The organism is Streptomyces sp. NPDC032126, from assembly GCF_055580085.1.
In genome coordinates, this window is the sequence record NZ_JBVIMA010000007.1 from 45,864 (window position 1) to 68,523 (window position 22,660).

Consider the following 22,660-nt stretch of genomic DNA (forward strand, 5'->3'; position numbering starts at 1 on the left):
GTGCGGGGTGTCAGGAGTGGAAGGGCAGCCCGGCGTCGGCCACCAGCTCCAGGTCGTCGGTGTGCTCGGCGGGCAGCAGCGTCGGCGTGCCGTCGGTGACCGGGACGACACCCAGGTCCAGCAGCTCGGCCATGGCGGCGCTGCCGGCCATGTCCCGTACCTGGAGCTGATAGCGGGCGGTGGTGCGGTACGTGCCGCCATTGTCGTCGCCGGTGCGCTGGAGGAAGCCGGAGTCGGTGAGGAAGGCGACGGCCTTGCCGACGATGCCGGTGGTCGAACCGGCGAGGCGGCGCGCGTCCTTGGTGGCGCCGGTGGCGCTGCGTCTGGCCCAGATCCGCCAGGCGGACTCCAGTCCGGGCGCGTCGGTGGCCGGGTCGGTGTTCTCGCCCTGCTGCTCGGCCCGCTCCTCCAGCCGACGGCAGGCCTGCCGTACGAAGGCGTCGACGCCGTTGACGCTGACCCGTCCGATGTAGCCGTCGTCGGCGAGGTCCTCGGGCCTCGGGAAGGCCATGGCGGCGACGGCGAGATGGGCGAGCCCGTGCAGGAAGCGGTCCCCGCCGTCGGCCGACGTACGGCGCGCGTAGTCCCCCATGCGGACCGCGAACACCGAGTCCTCGGCGGCGGTGACGGCCATCCCCGCGCGCGGGGACACCTCCAGTACGACCAGTCCCAGCCCGGCGGCCACGGCATCGGCGAGCCGGGCGAACGCCGGGTCCTCCCGGTGGCGCCGCAGCAGTTCGGCGTACTCCTGGTCGCGCGCGGGCTGGAGTTTGGGCTGCAGCCCGAAGGCGACGAGCCGAGCCGCGTCGGCGGCGTCGGCGGGGGTGACGGCGGAACTCACCGGCGCTGCGGCGGTCTCCGGCTCACTCCGGTCGACGTGCTCGGTCACGGTTTCTGCTCCTTGCTCGGGTGGTGCTCACTCACGCTGCTTCCGTCCTGTCCGCCGCCATCCCGGCGGCGTCCAGCAGGGCGGTCCCCACGATCAGGTCGGCCCCGCCGAACTCGGGATCCTCCAGCTCGGTCCCGTCGTCCACGGCGAACAGCAGCTTCTCCTCGCCCTGCCGGTAGGCGGTGCCCACGGCCGGGCTGGCGGCGTGCACGGCCAGCAGGGCGACCAGATAGGGCAGTTCGGGGTCGCGCCGGCGTGCCTCGGCCAGCAGCCCCGACAGCCGCCGGGGGGCGTCGGCGGGCAGATCCAGCAGTTCCATCGCCGCGGCCAGCTGCTCTTCGCTGAACCGGCTGTCGTCCGGTGTGGCGATGAGGTCGGGCTCGGGCATCTCGGCCCCGAGGTGCTCGCGCTCCATCGGCGGGGTCAGCAGTATGTCGACGAGGTCGCCCACCCGCACGGACACCGGGGTGCGCAGCCCGGTCCCGCGCGCGAAGAACGCGTCGGTGACCCGGACGGCCCGCTCCAGCGGGAGGGGCAGCACGGGGGCGACGAGATGGCCGTACAGGTCGATGCCCGACGACGTCATCGGGGTGGCGAACGCCTGCCGGTCCTGCTCCGCGCGGAAGAGCGGCCCGGCCTCCAGGAGGCGCGACTGGAGCTGGGTGTGGCGCCGGATGCAGTCCTTGACGATGTCGACGAGTTCGGCGGCCCGCCGTTTGTTCTCCGCGTCCTCGATCTCGTCCCGCGCCTTGCGGATGTTGGTGAGGATCGCGTTCTCGTGCCGGTAGCGGTCGGCGACGTGGTCCAGTGCTTCGGCGATCATGTCCGGCACCGCGTTGAGCCAGTCGACGGCCCGCACATTGCGCCGGGTGGCCTCCAGGGCCCGCCGCAGGGTCTCGGAGTACTGCACGGTGCGGTAGCGGGCCTGCTCGGCGGCCAGCTGGGCGTCGGCGAGGCGCCCGCGCCGGATGAGCACCTCCAGCTTGACCTCGGCGGCGATCTGCGCGCTGGTGACGTCGGTGTCGAGGGCGCCGACGAGCACGTTGACCGCTTCGTCGGTCGTGCGGAGGTACACCGCGCCGCCGTAGCCCGGGACCTCCTCGATCAGCTTGAAGTCGTAGTCCCGGCGGACATAGCTGCCGTCGGGTGCGAAGGTGCCGTACACCGCGCGGAAGCCGCGGTCCACGCTGCCGACGTTGATCAGGTTCTCCAGGACCCAGCGGGCCACGCGCTCGTGCTCGGCGGCGGGCCGCGACGGGGCCTGGGCGGCGATGCGCGGGACGAGCCGGGCGACGATCTGGTCGTGGTCGGCGCCGGTGTCGAAGTCCATGTTCAGGGTGACCAGGTCGATGGCGGCGAGGGCGATCTCCGCCATGCCGTACACCGAGTACTCACCGGCGAGGTTGGCCTTGCGCGCGTCGAGGTCGTGGATGGGCGCGGTGCAGGCGAGCGCACGCAGCCGCCGCGCCAGCCCCTCGTCGGCGGCCGGGCCCTGGGCGGGGCGCGGCCCCGCGCTGAGCTGGGGCGGAACACGGTCCGTCGGTGCAGGCGAAGTCACGGTGCACAGCGTAGGTCCTAGGTCTGACATCGACCCAAACGACCCAGAAGCGCCTGCCGTCACAGAAACGCGAGACGGCCGGAAGGCACCAGGTCAGACGGTCCCGTCCGAGCCGACCCGGCGCCGGTACACCTCCACCACCCGCTCCAGTGAGTCCCGCAGATACACGGCGAGCAGCGTCTCCGCCCGGTCCCGGTCGCCGGCCTCCAGAGCCCGCAGGATCTGCTGGTTGCGGGCCAGGTACGGCTCGTGCAGCCGACGCGGGTCGTCGACGACGTGGAAGGCGAGCCGCAGCTCGGCGAAGACGCTGCGCATCAGCTCGTCGGTGCGCTCGCTGCCGGCGAGGGCGACCAGTTCCCGGTGGAAGTGGATATTGGCCGTGCCCAGCGATTTCCAGTCACCTTCACGTACGGCGTCGCGGCCCTCCGCGACGGCCAGGGCGAGCGCGTCCAGCGCGTACGGCGGCTCCCCGAGGCCCCGTACGACCGCGCACTCCACCAACGCGCGCGTGCGGTAGATGTCCTCCACGTCCTCGACGGTCAGGACGCGGACGAACACGCCCCGGTTGAGCTCGTGGACGAGCAGGCGTTCATGGGTGAGCAGCCGGAAGGCCTCGCGCAGGGTGTTGCGGGACACGCCGAGCGCCCCGCCGATGCTGTCCTCGGACAGCCGTGTCCCGGGCGGGAAGAAGCCCTCGGCGACCCGGCTCCTGAGGATGTCCGCGACCCGCTCGGCCGTACTCGTGCGCCCGAGGAGGGCGCGGTCGTCGGCCAGTCCCGCCAGCTGCTCCGCCATGCCCGGAATTCAACCGCAGGACGGAAGGACGAGACAACAGGGGTATTGAAGGATCGTTCAACGATCCTCTACCTTGCTGGAGCGCGGCACCGCCCCCGTCCCCACGGCGGCGTCGTGGCTCCAGCACGGCACGGCACAGCTCACCTTCCGCACCCTCCGTCATCCCTCTGCGAGGTGCCTCCATGAGCACGCCCCCTCCACCCCAAGCCCTCACCACCCGCCCGGCAGCCCACGGCGACGCCCTCGACGGCGGCGCGTTCGGCTGGCTCAGGGCGCTCGGACCGCGCGGCCGACGCGCCTTCGCGGGCGCTTTCGGCGGCTACGCCCTGGACTCCTACGACTACTTCACGCTGCCGCTGAGCATGGTCGCACTGGCGGCGTACTTCGACCTGGACAGCGGCCAGACCGGCCTGTTCACCACCGTCACCCTGGTCGTCTCGGCGATCGGCGGCGCCTTGGCGGGCGTGGTGGCCGACCGGTTCGGCCGGGTCCGGGCCCTGATGATCACGGTGATCACCTACGCGGTCTTCACCGTCGCGTGCGGCTTCGCCCCCAGCTACGAGACGCTGCTGGTCTTCCGCGCGCTGCAGGGCCTCGGTTTCGGCGGCGAGTGGGCGGTCGGCGCGATCCTGGTCGCCGAGTACGCGAGCGCCCGGCACCGGGGCCGCACCCTCGGCGCGATCCAGAGCTCGTGGGCCGTCGGCTGGGGCCTCGCGGCGATCGTGTACACGCTGGTCTTCTCGTTCGCCGACGAGGATCTGGCGTGGCGCGTGATGTTCTGGACGGGCGCCCTGCCCGCGCTGCTCGTGGTGTGGCTGCGCCGCCGGGTGCAGGACGCCCCGCAGGCCGCCGCGGTCCGCGAGCGGAGCGCCGGCAAGGGTTCGTTCCCGGCTATCTTCCGGGGCCCCCTGCTGCGCGTCACGCTCTTCGCGGGCCTGCTCTCCACCGGTGTCCAGGGCGGCTACTACACGCTGGCGACCTGGGTGCCGACCTATCTGAAGACCGAGCGCGGCCTGTCGGTGGTCGGCACCGGCGGCTATCTCACGTTCCTGATCTCCGGCGCCTTCCTCGGCTATCTGACCGGCGGCTACCTCACCGACCGCCTGGGCCGCCGGCGCAACATCTGGCTGTTCGCCCTGCTGTCGGCGGTGTGCGTCCTGGCCTACGCGAACATCCCGAGCGGCGCCGACACGGTGCTGCTCGTCCTCGGATTCCCGCTCGGCTTCTGCATGTCGGCGATCTTCAGCGGCTTCGGTTCCTTCCTGAGCGAGCTGTATCCGACGGCCGTGCGCGGCACCGGGCAGGGCTTCACCTACAACACCGGCCGCGCGGTGGGCGCCGTCTTCCCCACCGCCGTGGGCTTCCTGGCCGACAGCTGGGGCGTGGGCGGCGCGCTGGTCTTCGGCGCGATCGGCTACGGCGTCGCCGCCCTGGCGCTCCTCGGCCTGCCGGAGACGCGCGGGAAGGAGCTGGTGTGAACCGCGCCGACGACCGCCCGGTCACCCTCGTCGACGAGCACGCGCACGCGTGGCGCCCGAGCACCGCCCGGGCCCGCTTCCGGGAGGGCCTCACGGGCCCCACGGCCGGGGTCGCCGCCGGCCACACGCAGGCCAATCTGATCGCGGTGCCCCGCGACTGGGCGTACGACATGCTCCTGTTCTGCCAGCGCAACCCCAAGCCCTGTCCCGTGCTCGACGTCACGGACGCCGGCTCCCGCACGACCGTGCTGGCCGAGGGCGCGGACCTGGCCACCGATCTGCCGCGTTACCGGGTGTGGCGGAACGGCGAGCTGGTGGACGAGCCGACGGACGCGCGCGCGTACTGGCGCGACGACCTGGTGACCTTCCTGATCGGGTGCAGCTTCACCTTCGAGTGGGCGCTGACGGCGGCCGGCGTGCCCATCCGGCACGTCGAGCAGGGCCGCAACGTCCCGATGTACGTCACGAGCCGTCAGTGCCGTCCGGCCGGGCGGCTGCACGGCCCCATGGTGGTGTCGATGCGCCCGGTGCCGCCGAGACACCTGGCGGCCGCCATCCGGGAGAGCAGTCTGCTTCCGGCGGTGCACGGCAGCCCCGTGCACTGCGGGGAGCCGACGGGGCTGGGCATCGCCGACCTCGGCCGGCCCGACTTCGGCGACCCGGTGGCCGCCGAGCCGGACGACATCCCGGTGTTCTGGGCCTGCGGGGTGACCCCGCAGGCCGCGGTGATGGCCTCACGCCCGCCCTTCGCCCTCACCCACGCCCCCGGCCAGATGTTCCTCACCGACGCCCGCGACGAGCAGTACCGCGTGGTCTGACCGGGGAACGGCACGACTGGCCGACATCAGGACGAGAACCATCACAGAACCGGAAGGAACCATGACCGCGATCGATCTGAACGCCGACCTCGGCGAGGGCTTCGGCCGCTGGCGGCTCACCGACGACGAGCAGTTGCTGTCCGTCGTCACCAGCGCCAACGTGGCCTGCGGCTTCCACGCCGGGGACGCGGCCACCATGCGACGGGTCTGCGAGCTGGCGGCCGAGCGGGGTGTGACGATCGGAGCGCAGGTCTCCTACCGGGACCTCGCCGGGTTCGGGCGGCGCGCCATGGACGTGCCGCCCGCCGAACTGGCCGCCGAGGTGGCGTACCAGATCGGCGCCCTGGAGGTGTTCGCCCGGGCGGCCGGCGCACGCGTGGCGTACGTCAAGCCGCACGGCGCGCTCTACAACCGCGTCGTGCACGACGAGGAGCAGGCCGGCGCGGTCGTGGACGGCGTGCTCCTCGCCGGAGCCGAGCTGCCCGTGCTCGGCCTGCCCGGCTCCCGGCTGCTGGAGCTGGCCGGGAAGTCCGGCCTGACCGCCGTCCCGGAGGCGTTCGCGGACCGCGCCTACACCGCGCGGGGCACACTCGTGCCGCGCGGTGAGGAGGACGCCGTGATCGAGGACGCGCACGCCGTGGTCGAGCGGTCGGAGCGACTGGCCCGGCACGGCGTGGTCACCTCGCACACGGGCACGCCGGTCGAGGTACGAGCGCGTTCCCTGTGCCTGCACGGCGACACGCCCGGCGCGGTCGACCTCGCCCGCCGGGTGCGGCGGCGGCTGGAGGAGTCCGGTGTGCGCGTCGAGGCGTTCGCGTGAGCCGGCGCGTGCTGTCCGTGGGCGACGACGCCCTGCTCGTCGAGGTGTCCACGGGCGAGGAGGCCGAGGCCCTGCACGCCGAGCTGCTGCGCCGCCGCGCGGCCGGGCTGCTGACGGTCCGTGAGCTCGTCCCGGCGGCCCGCACGGTCCTCCTCGACGGCCTGACGGATCCGGCCCGCGTGGCCGCCGAACTGACCGCGCACGCCGTGCCGCCCGCGCCCGCGCGCGAGGAGGCGGTGGTGGAGATCCCGGTGCGCTACGACGGCCCGGACCTGGCCGAGGTCGCGGCCCACTGGGGTGTCCCGCCCGCCGAGGTCTCCCGCATCCACGCGAGGACCGAGTTCCGCGTCGCCTTCTGCGGCTTCGCGCCCGGCTTCGGCTACCTCACCGGGCTGCCGCGCCACTACGACGTCCCGCGCCGGGCCACGCCGCGCACCGCCGTCCCCGCGGGCGCCGTCGCGCTGGCCGGGCCGTACACGGGCGTGTACCCCCGTTCCTCCCCCGGCGGCTGGCAGCTCATCGGCACCACGGACGCGGTGCTGTGGGACCACGCGCGCGTACCGGCGGCGCTGCTGTCCCCGGGCACGCGCGTACGGTTCGTGGCCGCACCGGGCGCCCCGAGCGGCCCGGCGCCGGGGAGCGCCGTATGACCGATCGTGCGCTCGCCGTCGTGCGCGCGGGAGCCCTCACCACCGTCCAGGATCAGGGCCGCCCCGGCCACGCCCACCTCGGCGTTCCCCGCTCGGGCGCGCTGGACGCCCCGGCCGCCGCGCTCGTCAACCGGCTCGTGGGCAACCCGCCCGGGGCGGCCGTCCTGGAGACCACGCTCAACGGCTGCGCGCTGCGGCCGCGTTCGGCCGTGACGGTGGCGGTCGGCGGCGCGCCCTGCCCGGTGCGGGTCGACGGCCGGCCCGCCGCGTGGGGCGCGCCGGTACGGGTGCCTGCAGGGGCGGTGCTGGACGTGGGCCCGGCCGTCGCCGGGGTACGCAGTTATGTCGCCGTCAGCGGCGGAGTCGCCGTAGAGCCGGTTCTCGGCAGCCGCTCCACAGACCTGCTGTCGGGGCTCGGCCCCGCGCCCCTGCGGGACGGCGCGGTCCTCCCGCTGGGACGGGCGACCGCGCCGCCCGCGCGCGTGGATCTCGCCCCGCAGCCCACTCCCCCGGCCGAGCTGGTGCTGCGGGTCACGCTGGGACCGCGCGACGACTGGTTCACGCGGGAGGCGGTGCGCGCCTTCACCACGCGCGCGTACCGCGTGGCCCCGGCGAGCAACCGCATCGGGCTGCGTACCGAAGGGCCCGCGCTGGAACGGGCCCTCACCGGCGAACTCGCCAGCGAGGGCATGGTCCTGGGCGCCGTCCAGGTCCCGCCCGACGGCCACCCGGTCGTCTTCCTCGCCGACCACCCCACCACCGGGGGCTACCCGGTGATCGGCGTCGTCCGCGGGACCGACCTCCCGGCGGCCGCCCAGGCGACACCCGGAACGCCGGTCCGCTTCATGGCCGTACGACGGCGGTGACCGCACGGCCGTACGACCGGGCCGACGCGCTGATCGCCCTGTGACGGCGGTGACCGCCCGTCGCCGTAGGGCGAGGCGGGCCACCTCGCCGCACGCCGGGGCGGGCCACCTCGCCCTACGACGAGGCCGGCCCACCGCTCAGGCCACGTCCGCCCCCTGCTCCGCCACCGAGAGGGCCGCCAGTGCCGCCGACACGGCCGCCGCGGCCCGCAGGTCCAGGCGGGCGCTGGTGCCCCGGGCCCGGTGGCGCATCTCGTCGGCGGCCAGGGTGAGCAGCTGGGGCAGCAGGTCGGTGCACCGCCGCACCACCCATCCGGTGCCCGCCGTCGCCAGCCACCACAGGCTCTGCGAGCGCGTCGGCGCCGGGAACTCGGGCTCGGGCGTCGGCGCGGGCCCGGTCGCGAGCGCCGCCTCCGTGAGGAGCGCGTGGAAGCGCAGGGCCAGCTGCCGGTGCCCCCGCTCGCCCGGGTGGAGCCGGTCGGCGCTCCACATCGCGCGGTCGCCGAGCCAGGCGCCCTCGAAGGCGTGCAGATGGACGGCCCCGTACCGCTCGGACAGGGCGTGGACGACGGTGTTGACGGCCCGCTGCCGCCGCCCCAGAGGACGGGCCAGCGCACCCGGCAGTCCCAGCATCGAGCCCGGGTCGGGGAGGCACGCCGTGAGCAGGACGGCGCCCTGTCCGGCGAGGGCCGCGAAGACCCGGTCCAGTCTCTCGGCCACGGCGTGGATGTCGAAGGTGCAGCGCAGGGTGCGTTGACGCCGATCACGACGGAGACGAGGTCGGGCCGCAGCTCCAGGGCCGCCGGGAGCTGCCGCTCCAGCACATCGCGGGTCTGCGCCCCGCTGACGGCGAGGTTGGTGAACGCGACGGAGTCCGGCGCGCCGATCCCGTCGGCGAGCAGCGCGGCCCAGCCGCGCCACCCGTCGCCGACGGGATCGCCCACGCCCTCGGTGAGGGAGTCGCCGAGCGCGACGAAGGTCACCGGCCGGACGGCTCTCATCCGAGGCTCCCGGAGACGATGGGACGGGTCGGTACCGTCGCGTCGTGGGCGGCCAGGAACGCGTCGACGGCGCTCTCCCATCCGAAGCACTCCGCACGCGCGCGTGCGGCCTCGCGCCGCAAGCCCTCGGGGGCACCCAGGACGGCCTCCACGGCGTCCGCGAAGGCGTCCCCGCGGTCGGCCGCGGCGGCGCCCGCGGTGCCGATCACCTCGGGCAGCGCCGACGAGGCGCTCACGACGACGGGTGTGCCGCAGGCCATCGCCTCCAGCGCGGCGAGGCCGAAGGTCTCCGCGGGTCCGGGTGCCAGGCACACGTCGGCGGACGCCTGCAGCGTGCCCAGCGCGCGCCGGTCGGAGACATGCCCCAGGAAGGTGACCGGCAGGCCGCGTTCCCCGGCGCGCTGCTCCAGACGCGGACGCAGCGGCCCGTCGCCGGCGACGACCAGCACCGCCCGCACGCCCCGGGCCCGCAGGGCCTCCAGGGTGTCCAGCGCGGTGCCGGGCCGCTTCTCGACCGACAGCCGGGTGCAGGTCACCAGCAGCGGCTCGCCCGGGCGCGCGTACCGGGCCCGCACCTCCGGGTCGCGCAGGGCGGGGTGGCGTTCGGCGAGGTCGACGCCGAGCGGGGCGCGCACCACGTTCCGGGCGCCGATGCGTACGAACTCCCGCTCGGCGAACTCGGTGGTGCACACCACGCGCGCGTACGTGTGCGCCGTACGGACGTTGAGGGCGTCGGCGGCCCGCCGGGCGGCCCCCTCCGGGACGCCCCAGGTGCGCAGGACGCCGTCGGCGGTCTCGTGGGAGACCATCACGGCGGGCACGCGCGCGCGTCGCGCCCACTTGCCGGTCCACCGCAGGGTGGTGCGGTCGGAGACCTCCAGGCGGTCCGGCGCGAGCTCCTCCAGCAGCCGGGCGACCCGCCGCCGGTCGGTCAGCACGCGGTAGCCGCCGGTGCCGGGCAGCAGCGGGCCGGGCAGGGTGATGACGCGGCCCTGCTCGGTGTCGCGGTCGGTGTGGCGCTCGCCGGGCACGATCAGGACGGGCTCGTGACCTGCGGCCCGGAAGCCCTTGCCCAGCTCGCGCAGGGCGGTGCGCAGTCCGCCCGAGGCCGGGGCGACGAAGTTCGCCAGGCGCACGATGCGCAGTCCCTCGGTCCTCATGCGGCCACCACCGGTGTGCGGGCGGCCAGGACGTCCGCGTAGTGGCCGATCAGCTGGTCGCCCACGGCGGCCCAGGTGCGGCCCTCGACCGTGGCCCGCGCGGCGGTGCCGTAGGCCGTGCGCAGGGCGGGGTCGGCGGCCAGGGACCGTACGGCCTCGCGTACGGCGGTCGCGTCGCCCGGCGGGACGAGCAGTCCGGTGCGCCCGGGGGCGACCAGGTCCAGCGGGCCGCCGGCGGCGGGCGCGACGACCGGCACGCCGCTGGCCATGGCCTCCTGGACGGTCTGGCAGAACGTCTCGAAGGGGCCGGTGTGCGCGAAGACGTCCAGCGAGGCGAAGATCCTGGCCAGGTCGTCGCCGGTGCGCCGGCCGAGGAAGACCGCGCCGGGCAGCGCCTCTGTCAGGTGGGACCGGCTCGGTCCGTCGCCGACCACCACGACCTTCACGCCGGGCAGCCCGCAGGCGCCGGCGAGCAGCTCGACCTGCTTCTCGGGGGCGAGCCGACCGACGTAGCCGACGATCAGCTCACCGTTCGGGGCGAGTTCGCGGCGCAGGGCCTCGTCGCGGCGGTCGGGGCGGAACCGGAGGGTGTCGACGCCGCGCTGCCACAGCTTGACGCGGGGCACGCCATGGGACTCCAGGTCGTGCAGCGCGGCGCTGGACGGGGCGAGGGTGAGGTCGGCGGCGGCGTGCACGGAGCGGATCCGCCGCCAGGCGGCCGCCTCGCCGGCGCCCATGTAGGTGCGGGCGTATCCGGCGAGGTCGGTCTGGTAGACGGCGACGGCGGGGATGCCGAGCCGGGCGGCGGCGGCCATGCCGCGCACGCCGAGGACGAAGGGGCTGGCCAGGTGGACCAGGTCGGCCCGGTGCGCGGTGATGGCCGCGGCGACGCGTCGGCTGGGGAGGGCGACGCGGACCTGGGGGTAGCCCGGGAGCGGAAGGGAGGGGACACGGACGACGGGGCACGGCGCCAGGGCGTCGGCCTCGGTCCAGGAACCGGCCGCGGTGGCCGGCGCGACGACGAGCGGAAGGTGACCGCGACCTACGAGGTGCCGGGCGGTCTGGAGCGCGCAGTGGGCCACGCCGTTCACATCGGGGGGAAAGGATTCGGTCACGATGACGACACGCATACGGGTGTTGTCGCCGTACTGGACGTGCCCGCGTCAACGTGGATCTTTCCGAACGACAAACGTCCCATGAGCGTTGCACCGCACACCCGAGCAGGTCAGACGGTGTCCATGTCCGCCTGACCCGCGGGTCATCCCGTGTTCACCCTTCGAGCGGATGTGGGCCCGAGGTGATCGAAAAAGAGTCACATGGCGGTGGAATCCGGCCCGATCCGGCTGCGGACGGCCGTCTGGACCTCGGCCTCCTCGGCGGGGTCGGCGGCGAGCCGGCGCAGCCGCTCCACCACGCGCGCGTCCCCCGTCTCGGCGTGCCGTGCGGCGATCTCACGGGTGGCCTCCTCGCAGTCCCAGAGGCACTCGACGGCGAACCCGGTGGCGAAGGAGGGGTCGGTGGCGGCGAGGGCGTGGGCGCAGCGGCCGCGCAGATGGGACGAGGCCGTCTCGCGGTAGATGTGCCGCAGGACGGGGGCCGCGCAGACGATGCCGAGCCGTCCGGCGCCGTCGACCAGGGTCCACAGGGTCGGGGCGTCGCAGCCCTCGCCGCGCACGGCCTCGCGCAGGGCACCGAGGACCAGGTCGCTGTCCTGGGTGCCGCCCCGGCAGGCGAGCACGCGTCCGGCGGCGGCGCCGAGCGCGTCGGGCCGCAGGGCCCAGCCGCGGGCGCGGTCGACCGCGGTCAGGGCGCGCATCCGTTCGAAGGCGTCGACCGCGGCGTCCACGACGACGGCCGAACCGGTGGCCACGGCCCGCTCGATCAGGTCGAGGGCGTCGGGATCATTGGTGTCCGCGAGGTAGCGCAGCGCGGTACAGCGCGCCCCCTCGGTGCCGTCCTGGGCGGCCCGGACGATCTCCGGCCGGTCCTCCGGGCCGGCGACGGCCACGAGACAGCGGGCGGCGGGGACATGGAGGGCGGCGCCTCGGTCCAGGCCCTGCTGGGCCCACTCGAAGACGGCGCTCACGCTCCACCCCGGCCGGGGGCCGGTGGGACGCATCTGGCGTTGCCATCGGTCGAAGCAGCCCGATTCGTGCGCGGCACGCACGCGCGTGGAGATGTACTCGCGGGGATCCTCGGCCCACAGCCGCCAGGGGCGTGGCTCGAAGGCGTCCCGCACGGCGGCGGCCAGCTCGGCCTCGCCCTCGGGATCGGTCGCGAAGCGGGCGAGCACCGGCGCGGCGAGGGCGCGCAGTCCGGCGTCGTCGTCACGCAGGGCGAGTTCGTCGAGGGCCCAGGCCCAGTTGGAGCCCGAGACGGCGTACCTGCGCAGCAGTTCCAGGGCGTCCCGCCTGCCGTAGGAGGCGAGGTGGCCGAGGACCGCCAGGGCGAGGCCCGTGCGGGACTCCTCGGCGTCGAAGGCGTCCTCGACGTCGAAGAGGTGCGCCTCGATCTCGTCCAGCTCGCCACCGAGGTCGAGGTAGAGACGGGCGTAGTACAGGGAGCGGTTCTCCACCTGCCAGTCGTGGCGGGGATCGCGCAGCACACAGTGGTTGAGAGCCGCGAGCGCCTCGGCCCGCGGGGCGGTGAGCGCGTGCAGTGTGCCGTCGCCGCGGCCCCTCTGAAGCAGGCCGAGCAGCGTGCCGCTGGGCGCTATGACCGGATCGAACATGGGAAACAGCCTCACATCAAGCGTCGACGCAACCGGGGACGTGCACTACCTGGCCGCGTGACAACACGTCGGGGCGCCCGCCGTTTCCTGCTTGCTGTAAGCCATCTTCCTCTGCCTCTCGTCGGTGGCCCATGCGGACCGCATCACGGCCCGCGCGGTGCGGCAACACCTGCCCAGCCATCGCGTCCGTGAATCACGACGTCATGATGACTCGGCTGTTCTGCCTGCCGCGACCGAAATTTCCGGCGGCCCTGTACCGCCTCCCCCGTGGTCGTCGTACTACCTGGTCAGAAACTGCGTTTTACCTGCTCAGGAACGTACCGCTCACTGCTCGCCGAACAGCTCCAGAAGCTTCGCCTTGCCGAACATACGAGCGGTGTCGACCGCCGAGGGGGTGCCCGCGGCGGGGTCGGCGCCCGCCTCCAGCAGGGCCCTGATCACCTCGGTCTCCCCCTTGAAGACCGCCCCCGCGAGCGGGGTCTGGCCTCGGTCGTTGATCCGGTCGGCCTCGGCGCCGCGCGCCAGCAGCGCACGGACGGCGTCGGCGTGCCCGTGGTACGCGGCGAGCATCACGAGCGAGTCGCCGCGGTCGTTGGTGAGGTTGGCCGGAACACCCGCGTCGACGTACGCCACGAGCTCCTCGGTCCGCCCCCGCCGGGCCAGATCGAAGATCTTGGTCGCCAGCTCCACGACCTCGGGGTCGGGGGCTTCACTCATCGGCCGGACCGCCTCTCCACACGTCACTCCATGCAACCGTTCAGGTGAATCGCCAGGGTACTGGCTCCGCGCGCACATGACCGGAGCCGGCCGAGGCAAAGATCACCACCAGCCCCGTTCGACGCAACTTCCCAGCTCAGGCGGCCCATCAGAGGTTCCGCCACCTGGGGGAAATCTGCCGAATTTCACCCGCTTGCACCTTTTATCGTATGGATACATCCTGTGAGCCTGGAAGTACTCATGGTGACTGTCCCCGCGAACCAGGAGATCTCAAATGATCCTGTCCATCTCAGGCGTGGTCCTGCTCGGCATCATCGTCTTCCTCTTCTTCCGCAAGGACGGACTCAAGGCGTCGCACGCCATGGTCTCGGCCCTGTTCGGCTTCTACCTGGCGAGCACGGCCATCGCGCCGAGCATCAAGGCGGGCGGCGAGAGTCTGGCCAGCCTGCTGGGCGGCATCAAGTTCTGACGCCGCCCGTCCCGCCGTCCGACCCCTCCGACCCGTCCGTACGCATCGTCAGGAGACCGCAGTGGCCCGGCGCCCCCTCCCCCGCATCCTGAGCACAGGCAGCGCGCAGATCGCCCGGAGCCGGGAGCTGGCCCGGACGGCGGCCGACAGCGCCACCGATGTCCTCCATCCACTGATCACGATCACCCGCGGACTGCGCCGGCTGGCCTCGGCCGGGCGGCGCAAGTGGGCCGAGACCCCCAAGGACAAGCGCGGACCGCTGCTGTTCCTGGTGGCCTCGGTGATCCTGGTCGTGGCCCTCGTGCCGTACGGCCCGCTGCTCGCCGCCATCACCCTGATGGCGGCGGCGGCCTGGCAGGGCCGGGACCGCACCCCACCGGCTCCCGAGGGCCCCGACGAGTCGCAGACCCAGCGGCTCCAGGGGCTCTACGAGGCCCTCGTCCCCTACTTCTCGACCGCCGAGGACCCCGCTCCGCTCTACACCCACGGCGGCGAGTGGGACAAGGCGTTCCCGACGTACGAGTTCGACGGCTCGGGCCGGATCACCCAGCTGGTGATCCGCTACCCGGCGTACTTCCCCGACGGTGAGCCGGAGGCACGCGCGCGCGTGGAACACCTGCTCACCGCCAAGTCGGGACGGGGCCGGGAGTACCTGTTCTCCTGGGACGAGGAGGGCAACGAGCTCACCGTCGGCGTCCTCGCCCCCCTGCCCGCCGACATCGCCGCCCAGCGCTTCGTCACCGCGCCCGGCGAGACGGTGCTCGGCTTCACCGACCCCATCCATGTGCGGCGCACGCTCCCCCTCACCCATGGCGAGGAGCAGCGCGACGTACCGCCGGTCGTCTGGCGCACCGGCATCCGCTCCACCGAGCCGCATCTGCTGGCGGTGGGCCAGCCCGGCAGCGGCACCTCCACCCTTCTGCGCTCGATCGCGCTCCAGGCCCTCCAGTACGGCGACGTGCTCGTCATCGACGGGGGCGGCACCGGCGAGTACGCGTGCCTGACCGGCCGGGACGGCGTCCTGGGCGTCGAGGTCGGACTGGCCGGCGCACTGGCCAGCCTGGAGTGGGCGGCGCAGGAGACCGAGCGTCGGCTCATCGCCACGAACCTCGCCCGGCAGGCGGGCCAGTCCCCGCCTGACGACGCCCGGCGGCCGCTGTGGATCCTCCTCGACCGTCCGACCGCGTTCACCCATCTCGCGGAGGCGGACAGCCGCAAGGACCCGCAGGCCCTGCTCCAGGTCCCGCTCCGGCACGGGCGCGCGGCGCAGGTGACGGTGGCCGTGGCCGAACAGTTCGACAGCCTCGATTTCCTGGGCGACGCCGTGCGGCAGCACACGCGCGCGCGTGTCGTGCTGGGGCCGGCGAGCGCGCAGCAGCTGGAAGCGGTACTGGGCGCTCCGCCGCACACCACGCCGGTCGACCTCGTGCCGCCGGGGCGCGGGTACGCCCGGCTGGGCGCGGGAGCGGTGCACCGGCTCCAGGTGCCGGCGACACCGGATCCGTACGACGACGCCACGAGCGACGTGCAGCGGCAGGCGGTGCTGGATCTGCTGCCGCCGCTGAGCAAGCCCGCGGACGAGGAGGCGGTGCAGGTGGAGGCCGTCGCCGCGGAGACCTCGTAGCTACACGGCCAAGCGGCTGCGCGGCTACGCGGCTACGCGACGAACGTGCGGGGGCCCTCGCCGCCCGCCGTTCCTCCGCTCTCCACGACTCGCGCCGCCGCCGCCAGCCGTACCGCCGCCTCCTCCGCCACCGCGCCCCCCACGGTGAACGGCAGCCGCACGAACCCCTCGAAGGCCCCGTCGACCCCGAAGCGCGGGCCGGACGGCACCCGTACCCCGACCCGCTCACCGGCCTCGGCGATCCGCGACCCCGACAGTCCGCCGGCCCGCACCCACAGCGTCAGCCCGCCCCGGGGCACCGAGAACTCCCAGTCCGGCAGCTCCCGCCGTACCGCCGCGACCAGCGCGTCCCGGTTCTCGCGCGCCTGCCCGCGCCGCAGTTCGACCGCCTGTTCCCAGCCACCGGTGCTGAACAGCCAGTTCACGGCGAGCTGCTCCAGGACGGGGGTGCCCAGGTCGGCGTACGCGCGCGCGGCGACCAGGCTGCGGATCACATCCGGCGCCGCCCGCACCCATCCGATGCGCATCCCGGCCCAGAACGCCTTGCTCGCCGAGCCGACGGTGATCACGGTCGACCCGGCGGGATCGAAGCCGCACACCGGGCGCGGCATCGCCACGTCCTCGTCGAGCCACAGCTCGGTCATCGTCTCGTCGGCGACCAGCACCGTCCCCGCCGAACGGGCCGCCTCCACCAGTGCGCGCCGCTGGTCCTCGTCGGCGAGGGCGCCGGTGGGGTTGTGGAAGTCGGCGACAACATAGGCGATGCGCGGGGCGGCCTCCCGCAGCACCTGCCGCCAGCGGTCCATGTCCCAGCCCGCGAGCCCCTCGGCCATGGCGACCGGCACGAGCCGGGCCCCCGCCTCCCGCATCAGCTGGAGGATGTTGGCGTAGGACGGCGATTCCACGGCGATGCGTTCGCCCCGGCCGCCGAAGAGATGGCAGATCGCGTCGATGGCGCCCATCGCGCCGGTCGTGACCATGATCTGCTCGGGCATGGTCGGGATCCCGCGCGCGGTGTACCGCTCGGCGATCATCGAGCGCAGCGCGGGCAGCCCGGCCGGGTAGTCGCCGTGGGTGTGGGCGTAGGGCGGCAGCTCCTCCAGTGCGCCCTGCACCGCGCGCGTGAGCCACGGCTCGGGCGCCGGCAGGGCCGCGCAACCCAGGTCGATCATCGAACCGAGGGCCTCCGGCGGCAGGGGTTCCAGGCCGCGGGCCGGGAGGGGGTTGCCAGCCGGTACGGCCGTCCAGCTGCCGGCGCCGCGCCGGGACTCCAGGAATCCCTCGGTGCGCAGGGCCTCGTAGGCGGCGGCGACGGTCGTGCGGCTGACGGACAGGGCGAGGGCCAGTTCGCGTTCGGCGGGCAGCCGGGCGGCCACCGGGACGCGGCCCTCCAGGACCAGCAGCCGGATGCCGTCGGCGAGCGCGCGATAGGCGGGCGGGCGGCGCGAGCCGGGCCCCGCCGGGCGGTCCTGCTGGGACGTGAGCAGCCGGGCGAGCTGCGTCGGGCCCACCGCTGAGGTCCACTGCGCCATGGTTACCAGTCCACCTTCCCTGAATTGGCCATGGATGGCGTCTCCCGCCAAGCCACAGAGTGACACGGGTCAGTCCACTTCCACCACTTCGGGGGTACCCGTGTCCATCTCACGCCGTTCCGGACGACGGCTGGTCCAGCTGTACGCCGGCCTCGCGCTGTACGGCGCCAGTTCGGCGCTCCTCGTGGAGGCCGGTCTCGGACTGGAGCCCTGGAACGTGCTCCACCAGGGCCTGGCCGAGCTCACCGGGCTGACGATCGGCGTGGTGTCCATCGTCGTCGGCGCGGCGGTGCTCCTGCTGTGGATCCCGCTGCGCCAGCGGCCGGGGCTCGGCACGGTCTCCAACGTCTTCGTGGTCGGCCTCGCCATGGACGGCACGCTGGCCCTGGTCCCCGAGGCGCGCTCCCTGGCCGTCCGGGTGCCGCTGATGCTGGCCGGGATCGTCCTGAACGGGATCGCCACGGGCCTCTACATCGCCGCCGACTTCGGGCCGGGCCCGCGCGACGGTCTGATGACGGGGCTGCACCGCCGTACGGGCCGGTCGATCCGGCTGATGCGGACGGCCGTCGAGGTGGCGGTCGTGGCCACCGGCTTCGACCTGGGCGGGACCATCGGCGTCGGAACACTGCTCTACGCCGTCTCGATCGGTCCGCTCGCCCAGTACTTCCTGCGGCTTTTCGCCGTTTCCGAGGCATCCGCCCGCAGCACGGTGGTTGCCGCCGGGTCACCCGAACGGGTGATACTGCGTCCGTGAGCACCCTGATTCGCCACCCGTACCTCGACCATCCGGGCCCCATCCCCTTCGCGCATCGCGGCGGGGACGCGGACGGTCTGGAGAACACCGTGGCGCAGTTCCGGCGCGCGGTCGAGATGGGCTACCGCTATATCGAGACCGACGTGCACGCCACCCGGGACGGCAAGCTGGTCGCCTTCCACGACGCGACGCTGGACCGGGTGACCGACGGGGCGGGCCGCATCGCCGACCTGCTCTGGGCGGACGTACGGGACGCGCGCGTGGCGGGCAAGGAGCCGGTGCCGCTCTTCGAGGAGCTGCTGGAGACCTTCCCCGAGGTCCGCTGGAACGTCGACATCAAGGCGGAGCCCGCCCTGCACCCGCTGCTCAACCTCATCGCGCGCACGAACTCCTGGGACCGGATCTGCGTCGGCTCCTTCTCCGAGGCCCGGGTGCTGCGCGCCCAGCGGCTGGCCGGCCCGCGCCTGGCGACGTCGTACGGCACCCGGGGGGTGCTCAATCTCCGGCTGCGCTCCTGGGGCGTGCCCGCGGCGCTGCGCCGCTCGGCCGTCGCCGCCCAGGTGCCGGAGACGCAGTCGGGCATCCAGGTCGTCGACCGGCGCTTCATCCAGGCCGCCCACGCGCGCGGGCTGCAGGTCCACGTGTGGACCGTGAACGAACCGCAACGCATGCACCGGCTCCTGGACCTGGGTGTCGATGGCATCATGACCGATCACATCGACACGTTGCGCAAGGTCATGGAGGACCGTGGCGTCTGGGTCTGAGTGACCGGTCCGCCCTCCCCTGCCCGCGCACAGCACTTCAGCGGGGAAGCGAGGGCACGGGTGAGCACCGACACCGTGCGGACGGCGGCGTCCGACGAGGCCGCCGGGCGGCGGCGCGAGCAGCGCGGCTGGTACTTCTACGACTGGGCGTGCTCCGTCTACTCGACGAGCGTGCTCACCGTCTTCCTGGGGCCGTATCTGACGTCGGTCGCCAAGGAGGCCGCGGACGCGGACGGGTACGTCCATCCCCTGGGCCTTCCCGTCCGGGCCGGCTCCTTCTTCGCGTACTCGGTCTCCCTGTCGGTGATCGTGGCCGTCCTGGTGATGCCCCTGGTGGGCGCGGCGGCGGACCGCAGCGGCCGCAAGAAGCCCCTGCTGGGCGCCTCCGCCTATGTCGGGGCGGCGGCCACGACGGGCATGTTCTTCCTCGACGGCGAGCGCTATCTGCTCGGCGGGGTGCTGCTGGTGGTGGCGAACGCGGCCCAGTCGGTGGCGATGATGCTCTACAACTCCTGTCTGCCGCAGATCGCGGGCCCCGAGGAGCGCGACGCGGTCTCCTCGCGGGGCTGGGCCTTCGGATACGCGGCCGGGTCGCTGGTCCTGGTCGTGAATCTGGTCCTCTATCTCGCGCACGACTCCTTCGGCGTCTCCGAGTCGATGGCCGTGCGCATCTGTCTGGCCTCGGCCGGCCTGTGGTGGGGCGGCTTCACGCTGATCCCGTTGCTGCGGCTGCGCGACCGGGAGCCGGAGCGGACGCGGGAGGCGATCGCGCCGGGGCCGCGCCGGCTCGCGGCCACCGTCCGCGACATGCGCCGCCACCCGCTGACCCTGGCGTTCCTGCTGGCGTACCTCATCTACAACGACGGCATCCAGACCGTGATCTCCCAGGCCTCGGTCTACGGCTCGGAGGAACTCGGCCTCGGCCAGTCCACGCTGATCGGCGCGGTGCTGCTGGTGCAGGTGCTGGCGGTCGCCGGAGCGCTGGGGATGGGGCGGCTGGCCCGCCGGTACGGCGCACAGCGGACGATCCTCGGCTCGCTGGTCGCCTGGACGCTCACGCTGGGCGCCGGCTACTTCCTGCCCGCGGGGGCGCCGGTGGGCTTCTTCCTGCTGGCGGCAGCGATCGGACTGGTCCTGGGCGGCAGCCAGGCCCTGTCCCGCTCCCTCTTCTCCCATCTCGTGCCGCCCGGCAAGGAGGCCGAGTACTTCTCGGCCTACGAGATGAGCGACCGCGGCATGAGCTGGCTCGGCCCGCTGCTGTTCGGCATCACCTATCAGCTGACGGGGAGCTACCGGGACGCGATCATCTCCCTGGTGGCCTTCTTCGTGCTGGGGTTCGCGCTGCTCGCCCGGGTTCCGGTGCGGCGGGCGATCGGCGACGCGGGCAATCCCGTCCCGGAGAAGATTTAGCGCTCACGGCGAAAGGGCGGTAGTGTACGCGTTTGGCCTGCCAGGCGTACCGTTACTGCGCGTCAAAGATGCCGAAACGCTGGGTGACATCTCCTTGCAGATGTGACAAACCGGGCGCCGGTGGGTACTGCACTGGTTGACAAGGCTGCGGCTACGACGGCGACGCATTGCCCGGAACGGGACTCGGAACGGGAATCTTTACCGCCGACCGGACGTTGACCGGATGACGACGACAGCGACACCTGTCCTGTGGGCGACAAGCCCGGGAGGCACGATTCATGAGTGAGCGAGCTCTTCGCGGCACGCGCCTCGTGGTGACCAGCTACGAGACGGACCGCGGCATCGACCTGGCCCCGCGCCAGGCCGTGGAGTACGCATGCGAGAAGGGGCACCGCTTCGAGATGCCCTTCTCGGTCGAGGCGGAGATCCCGCCGGAGTGGGAGTGCAAGGTCTGCGGGGCCCAGGCACTCCTGGTGGACGGCGACGGCCCTGAGGAGAAGAAGGCCAAGCCCGCGCGTACGCATTGGGACATGCTGATGGAGCGGCGCACCCGTGAGGAGCTCGAAGAGGTCCTCGAGGAGCGGCTGGCCGTTCTGCGGTCCGGGGCGATGAACCTCGCGGTGCATCCCCGGGACAGCCGCAAGTCCGCTTAGTCCTGCGAAGCGGGGCCGATTTACAGCGCACGACAACGACCGCGGGCGCCGTACGTGAGGTTGACGTACGGCGCCCGCGGTCGTTCGCGTGCGGTGAGTGGCGTAGTGGCGAGCGGCGTGGTGGCGCGTGGCCTCAAACGCCGGACGGGCTGATGGGACCGTTGTCGTCCCTGACCACCTCGCCCTGGACCACCTTGCCGTCCGGGCGGTGGATGCGGGCCTGCGTGTAGGCGTCGCCGAAGCCGCCGGGGGCCGCCGCGCGCAGCTTGCGCTCGGCGTAGGCGCCGATCGTCTTCTGGACCGGCGGGAGCAGCAGAAGCAGGCCCACCGCGTCGGAGATCAGGCCCGGGATCATCAGCAGCAGGCCGCCCAGCATCATGAGTCCGTTGCCGCCGCCGCGGGTGGGGGCGGTGCCGCGCTGGAGTGCCTCGTTGAGATTCCGGAAGGCGCGGCGGCCCGCCCGCTTGATCACCACCGAGCCCAGCACGAAACCGGCGACGAGCAGCAGGAAGACGGCCAGGCCGCTCGTCGCACCCGCGACCACGGTCAGCAGCCAGATCTCCAGCACCAGCCACGCGGCGAGCCCCAGCGGCAGAAAGGTCCGCAGGCGGGAACGCCGGGGCCGGGCGGGATACGTGGGGGTCGAAGCGCCTGTCGTCATGCCTCCAGTGTGCCTGGGCCCGGCTCAGAGCGGGATAAGGCCAGAGGGAGGGCAGCGGTCAGGCTCCTTCGCCCCGCTTGCCGGTGATCTTGTTGAACCGCTCCCCCACGCCCCACGCCGTGACCCGCCACAGCGCCTCCACGACGATGTCGCGGCTCATCTTGGAGTCGCCGAGTTCCCGCTCGACGAAGGTGATGGGCACCTCGACGACGTGGTAGCCGGCCCTGACCGCGCGGCGGGCCAGGTCGACCTGGAAGCAGTACCCCTGCGAGGCGACCTCGTCGAGGCCCAGACCCTCCAGCGTCTCGCGGCGGAAGGCGCGGAAGCCACCGGTCACGTCGCGGATCGGCACGTCCAGCATCAGCCGGGAGTACGTGCTGCCGCCGCGCGAGAGGAACTCACGGGACTTGGGCCAGTTCACCACCCGGCCGCCGGGCACCCAGCGGGAGCCGAGGACCAGGTCGGCGCCCTTGAGGGCGGTCAGCAGACGGGGCAGCTCCTCGGGCTGGTGGGAGCCGTCGGCGTCCATCTCGATCAGCACGCCGTAGCCGTTGTCCAGGCCCCAGTGGAAGCCCGCGAGATAGGCGGCGCCGAGGCCCTCCTTGCCCTTGCGGTGCAGCACCTGGACGTGGTCGTCCTCGGCGGCGAGCTCGTCGGCCAGCTTGCCGGTGCCGTCGGGGCTGTTGTCGTCGGCCACCAGCACGTGGGCCTCGGGTACGGCCTTGCGCACCCGGCCGACGATCGTCTTGATGTTCTCCGCCTCGTTGTAGGTCGGAATGATCACCAAGGGCGTGCCGAGCGGGCCGAACTGCCTCCCCCGGTCCTGTGCCGCGAGGGTCCCGTCGCCGTCGTTCACTGCTGCCCCTTCATGTCCGTACGCAGGAACCACCATAGTGGCCTCCCGCCTGCGATGACGTGACAGGCCGTTCGTATGGTGGTGTCGTTTCCACATGAGCGGGGTAGGAAGCCTGATTTCGGCTCGTATGCCGACCCGTGTCCAGGCCCCTGCCCCGACCTGTATGCCGGCCCATGTGCCGCCTCTGCCGGAGCGTGTGGCCGTGTGATCCGTGTGCCCGCGCGTGCGGCAGGCAGGCGCACGCGCGGGCCGCTCTGCGGGACGGTGTCCGCTGCGGATGGGGGCCCGGCGCCCTTCGGGCCGACCTGGGGCCCGCTGGCTGCGGGTCGACCGAAAGCCGTTGTCTACTGAGCGCCCGGGCCCCACCCGGGTCACACCTCCCCGTCCGGACGGAACGTTCCCTCGCCGCTGCGCGGGCGCTGAGCCTGGCTCCCAGTGGCGGTGTTCCGGTGCG

21 protein-coding genes and 1 pseudogene are annotated in these 22,660 nt (G+C 73.4%); 11 read left to right on the plus strand and 11 right to left on the minus strand.

The window, feature by feature from the left end:
• Positions 1-10: 10 nt before the first annotated feature.
• From ACZ5NW_RS25380 to ACZ5NW_RS25390, 3 genes are all read right to left on the minus strand, one after another.
• Positions 11-889, minus strand: a complete 879-nt coding sequence (locus tag ACZ5NW_RS25380; protein WP_468746217.1) for a hypothetical protein — start codon at positions 887-889, stop codon at positions 11-13.
• Between the two features lie 31 nt (positions 890-920).
• Positions 921-2,447, minus strand: a complete 1,527-nt coding sequence (locus ACZ5NW_RS25385; protein WP_468746218.1) for a hypothetical protein — start codon at positions 2,445-2,447, stop codon at positions 921-923.
• A 93-nt stretch (positions 2,448-2,540) separates the two neighbouring features.
• Positions 2,541-3,242, minus strand: coding sequence for a GntR family transcriptional regulator (locus ACZ5NW_RS25390; protein ID WP_468746219.1), 702 nt, complete (start codon positions 3,240-3,242; stop codon positions 2,541-2,543).
• Between the two features lie 182 nt (positions 3,243-3,424).
• Here ACZ5NW_RS25390 and ACZ5NW_RS25395 point away from each other — a divergent pair, with 182 nt between their 5' ends.
• The 5 genes from ACZ5NW_RS25395 to ACZ5NW_RS25415 all read left to right on the plus strand — a co-directional run bounded on the left by ACZ5NW_RS25395 (position 3,425) and on the right by ACZ5NW_RS25415 (position 7,874).
• On the plus strand, positions 3,425-4,720 hold the full coding sequence (locus ACZ5NW_RS25395) for an MFS transporter (protein WP_468746220.1): 1,296 nt from the start codon (positions 3,425-3,427) through the stop codon (positions 4,718-4,720).
• Positions 4,717-5,538: a putative hydro-lyase gene (locus ACZ5NW_RS25400; RefSeq protein ID WP_468746221.1), complete on the plus strand. Its 822-nt coding sequence runs from the start codon at positions 4,717-4,719 to the stop codon at positions 5,536-5,538. The genes ACZ5NW_RS25395 and ACZ5NW_RS25400 overlap by 4 nt, the downstream gene beginning before the upstream one ends.
• A 61-nt stretch (positions 5,539-5,599) precedes the next feature.
• A complete protein-coding gene (locus ACZ5NW_RS25405) occupies positions 5,600-6,358 on the plus strand; it encodes a LamB/YcsF family protein (protein ID WP_468746222.1) in 759 nt (252 codons plus the stop codon).
• Positions 6,355-7,008, plus strand: a complete 654-nt coding sequence (locus ACZ5NW_RS25410; RefSeq protein WP_468746223.1) for a 5-oxoprolinase subunit B family protein — start codon at positions 6,355-6,357, stop codon at positions 7,006-7,008. The genes ACZ5NW_RS25405 and ACZ5NW_RS25410 overlap by 4 nt, the downstream gene beginning before the upstream one ends.
• On the plus strand, positions 7,005-7,874 hold the full coding sequence (locus tag ACZ5NW_RS25415; protein ID WP_468746224.1) for a 5-oxoprolinase subunit C family protein: 870 nt from the start codon (positions 7,005-7,007) through the stop codon (positions 7,872-7,874). Before ACZ5NW_RS25410 ends, ACZ5NW_RS25415 begins: the two co-directional genes overlap by 4 nt.
• A 138-nt stretch (positions 7,875-8,012) precedes the next feature.
• Here the strand turns inward: ACZ5NW_RS25415 and ACZ5NW_RS25420 are convergent.
• The 5 genes and pseudogenes from ACZ5NW_RS25420 to ACZ5NW_RS25440 all read right to left on the minus strand — a co-directional run bounded on the left by ACZ5NW_RS25420 (position 8,013) and on the right by ACZ5NW_RS25440 (position 13,483).
• Positions 8,013-8,875, minus strand: a pseudogene (locus tag ACZ5NW_RS25420) (SGNH/GDSL hydrolase family protein).
• Positions 8,872-10,035, minus strand: coding sequence for a glycosyltransferase (locus ACZ5NW_RS25425; RefSeq protein WP_468746225.1), 1,164 nt, complete (start codon positions 10,033-10,035; stop codon positions 8,872-8,874). The pseudogene ACZ5NW_RS25420 and the gene ACZ5NW_RS25425 overlap by 4 nt, the downstream one beginning before the upstream one ends.
• Complete coding sequence (locus ACZ5NW_RS25430) at positions 10,032-11,165, minus strand: glycosyltransferase family 4 protein (protein WP_468746226.1); 1,134 nt, start codon at positions 11,163-11,165, stop codon at positions 10,032-10,034. The genes ACZ5NW_RS25425 and ACZ5NW_RS25430 overlap by 4 nt, the downstream gene beginning before the upstream one ends.
• 182 nt (positions 11,166-11,347) lie before the next feature.
• Positions 11,348-12,766 (minus strand): HEAT repeat domain-containing protein, encoded by a 1,419-nt coding sequence (locus ACZ5NW_RS25435; RefSeq protein WP_468746227.1) that lies wholly within the window; start codon positions 12,764-12,766, stop codon positions 11,348-11,350.
• Positions 12,767-13,090: 324 nt separating this feature from the next.
• Positions 13,091-13,483 carry an ankyrin repeat domain-containing protein gene (locus ACZ5NW_RS25440; RefSeq protein WP_468746228.1) on the minus strand — a complete coding sequence of 131 codons (393 nt, stop codon included), beginning with the start codon at positions 13,481-13,483 and terminating at the stop codon, positions 13,091-13,093.
• A 274-nt stretch (positions 13,484-13,757) separates the two neighbouring features.
• Between ACZ5NW_RS25440 and ACZ5NW_RS25445 the strand changes: the two genes are divergently transcribed.
• Together ACZ5NW_RS25445 and ACZ5NW_RS25450 are read left to right on the plus strand one after the other, a co-directional pair.
• A complete protein-coding gene (locus tag ACZ5NW_RS25445; RefSeq protein ID WP_037742059.1) occupies positions 13,758-13,952 on the plus strand; it encodes a hypothetical protein in 195 nt (64 codons plus the stop codon).
• A gap of 61 nt (positions 13,953-14,013) precedes the next feature.
• Complete coding sequence (locus ACZ5NW_RS25450; RefSeq protein WP_468746229.1) at positions 14,014-15,576, plus strand: hypothetical protein; 1,563 nt, start codon at positions 14,014-14,016, stop codon at positions 15,574-15,576.
• 32 nt (positions 15,577-15,608) lie between these two features.
• Here ACZ5NW_RS25450 and ACZ5NW_RS25455 read toward each other — a convergent pair whose 3' ends face one another.
• A complete protein-coding gene (locus ACZ5NW_RS25455; RefSeq protein ID WP_468746230.1) occupies positions 15,609-17,108 on the minus strand; it encodes an SCO1417 family PLP biosynthesis transcription factor in 1,500 nt (499 codons plus the stop codon).
• A 34-nt stretch (positions 17,109-17,142) separates the two neighbouring features.
• Between ACZ5NW_RS25455 and yczE the strand changes: the two genes are divergently transcribed.
• The 4 genes from yczE to ACZ5NW_RS25475 all read left to right on the plus strand — a co-directional run bounded on the left by yczE (position 17,143) and on the right by ACZ5NW_RS25475 (position 20,689).
• Positions 17,143-17,862 (plus strand): membrane protein YczE, encoded by a 720-nt coding sequence (gene yczE / locus ACZ5NW_RS25460; RefSeq protein ID WP_468746231.1) that lies wholly within the window; start codon positions 17,143-17,145, stop codon positions 17,860-17,862.
• On the plus strand, positions 17,859-18,626 hold the full coding sequence (locus tag ACZ5NW_RS25465) for a glycerophosphodiester phosphodiesterase (RefSeq protein WP_468746232.1): 768 nt from the start codon (positions 17,859-17,861) through the stop codon (positions 18,624-18,626). Before yczE ends, ACZ5NW_RS25465 begins: the two co-directional genes overlap by 4 nt.
• 60 nt (positions 18,627-18,686) lie before the next feature.
• The gene (locus ACZ5NW_RS25470) at positions 18,687-20,036 is read left to right on the plus strand and encodes an MFS transporter (RefSeq protein ID WP_468746233.1); all 1,350 of its coding nucleotides are present in this window, start codon (positions 18,687-18,689) and stop codon (positions 20,034-20,036) included.
• A gap of 278 nt (positions 20,037-20,314) precedes the next feature.
• The gene (locus tag ACZ5NW_RS25475) at positions 20,315-20,689 is read left to right on the plus strand and encodes an RNA polymerase-binding protein RbpA (protein WP_010357981.1); all 375 of its coding nucleotides are present in this window, start codon (positions 20,315-20,317) and stop codon (positions 20,687-20,689) included.
• A gap of 133 nt (positions 20,690-20,822) precedes the next feature.
• On the opposite strand, the gene fxsA is transcribed toward ACZ5NW_RS25475, so the two are convergent.
• Together fxsA and ACZ5NW_RS25485 are read right to left on the minus strand one after the other, a co-directional pair.
• On the minus strand, positions 20,823-21,350 hold the full coding sequence (gene fxsA / locus ACZ5NW_RS25480; protein ID WP_468746234.1) for an FxsA family membrane protein: 528 nt from the start codon (positions 21,348-21,350) through the stop codon (positions 20,823-20,825).
• Between the two features lie 58 nt (positions 21,351-21,408).
• A complete protein-coding gene (locus ACZ5NW_RS25485) occupies positions 21,409-22,206 on the minus strand; it encodes a polyprenol monophosphomannose synthase (RefSeq protein WP_468746235.1) in 798 nt (265 codons plus the stop codon).
• Positions 22,207-22,660: the final 454 nt, after the last annotated feature.

Bases quoted from the DNA above. Each gene is read 5' to 3' on its own strand.
- ACZ5NW_RS25440 (WP_468746228.1), bottom strand. From the start codon at position 13,483: ATGAGTGAAGCCCCCGACCCCGAGGTCGTGGAGCTGGCGACCAAGATC.
- ACZ5NW_RS25435 (WP_468746227.1), bottom strand. From the start codon at position 12,766: ATGTTCGATCCGGTCATAGCGCCCAGCGGCACGCTGCTCGGCCTGCTT.
- ACZ5NW_RS25425 (WP_468746225.1), bottom strand. From the start codon at position 10,035: ATGAGGACCGAGGGACTGCGCATCGTGCGCCTGGCGAACTTCGTCGCC.
- ACZ5NW_RS25390 (WP_468746219.1), bottom strand. From the start codon at position 3,242: ATGGCGGAGCAGCTGGCGGGACTGGCCGACGACCGCGCCCTCCTCGGG.
- ACZ5NW_RS25445 (WP_037742059.1), top strand. From the start codon at position 13,758: ATGATCCTGTCCATCTCAGGCGTGGTCCTGCTCGGCATCATCGTCTTC.
- yczE (WP_468746231.1), top strand. From the start codon at position 17,143: ATGGCGTCTCCCGCCAAGCCACAGAGTGACACGGGTCAGTCCACTTCC.
- ACZ5NW_RS25430 (WP_468746226.1), bottom strand. From the start codon at position 11,165: ATGCGTGTCGTCATCGTGACCGAATCCTTTCCCCCCGATGTGAACGGC.
- ACZ5NW_RS25405 (WP_468746222.1), top strand. From the start codon at position 5,600: ATGACCGCGATCGATCTGAACGCCGACCTCGGCGAGGGCTTCGGCCGC.
- ACZ5NW_RS25475 (WP_010357981.1), top strand. From the start codon at position 20,315: ATGAGTGAGCGAGCTCTTCGCGGCACGCGCCTCGTGGTGACCAGCTAC.
- ACZ5NW_RS25415 (WP_468746224.1), top strand. From the start codon at position 7,005: ATGACCGATCGTGCGCTCGCCGTCGTGCGCGCGGGAGCCCTCACCACC.
- ACZ5NW_RS25455 (WP_468746230.1), bottom strand. From the start codon at position 17,108: ATGGCGCAGTGGACCTCAGCGGTGGGCCCGACGCAGCTCGCCCGGCTG.
- ACZ5NW_RS25395 (WP_468746220.1), top strand. From the start codon at position 3,425: ATGAGCACGCCCCCTCCACCCCAAGCCCTCACCACCCGCCCGGCAGCC.
- fxsA (WP_468746234.1), bottom strand. From the start codon at position 21,350: ATGACGACAGGCGCTTCGACCCCCACGTATCCCGCCCGGCCCCGGCGT.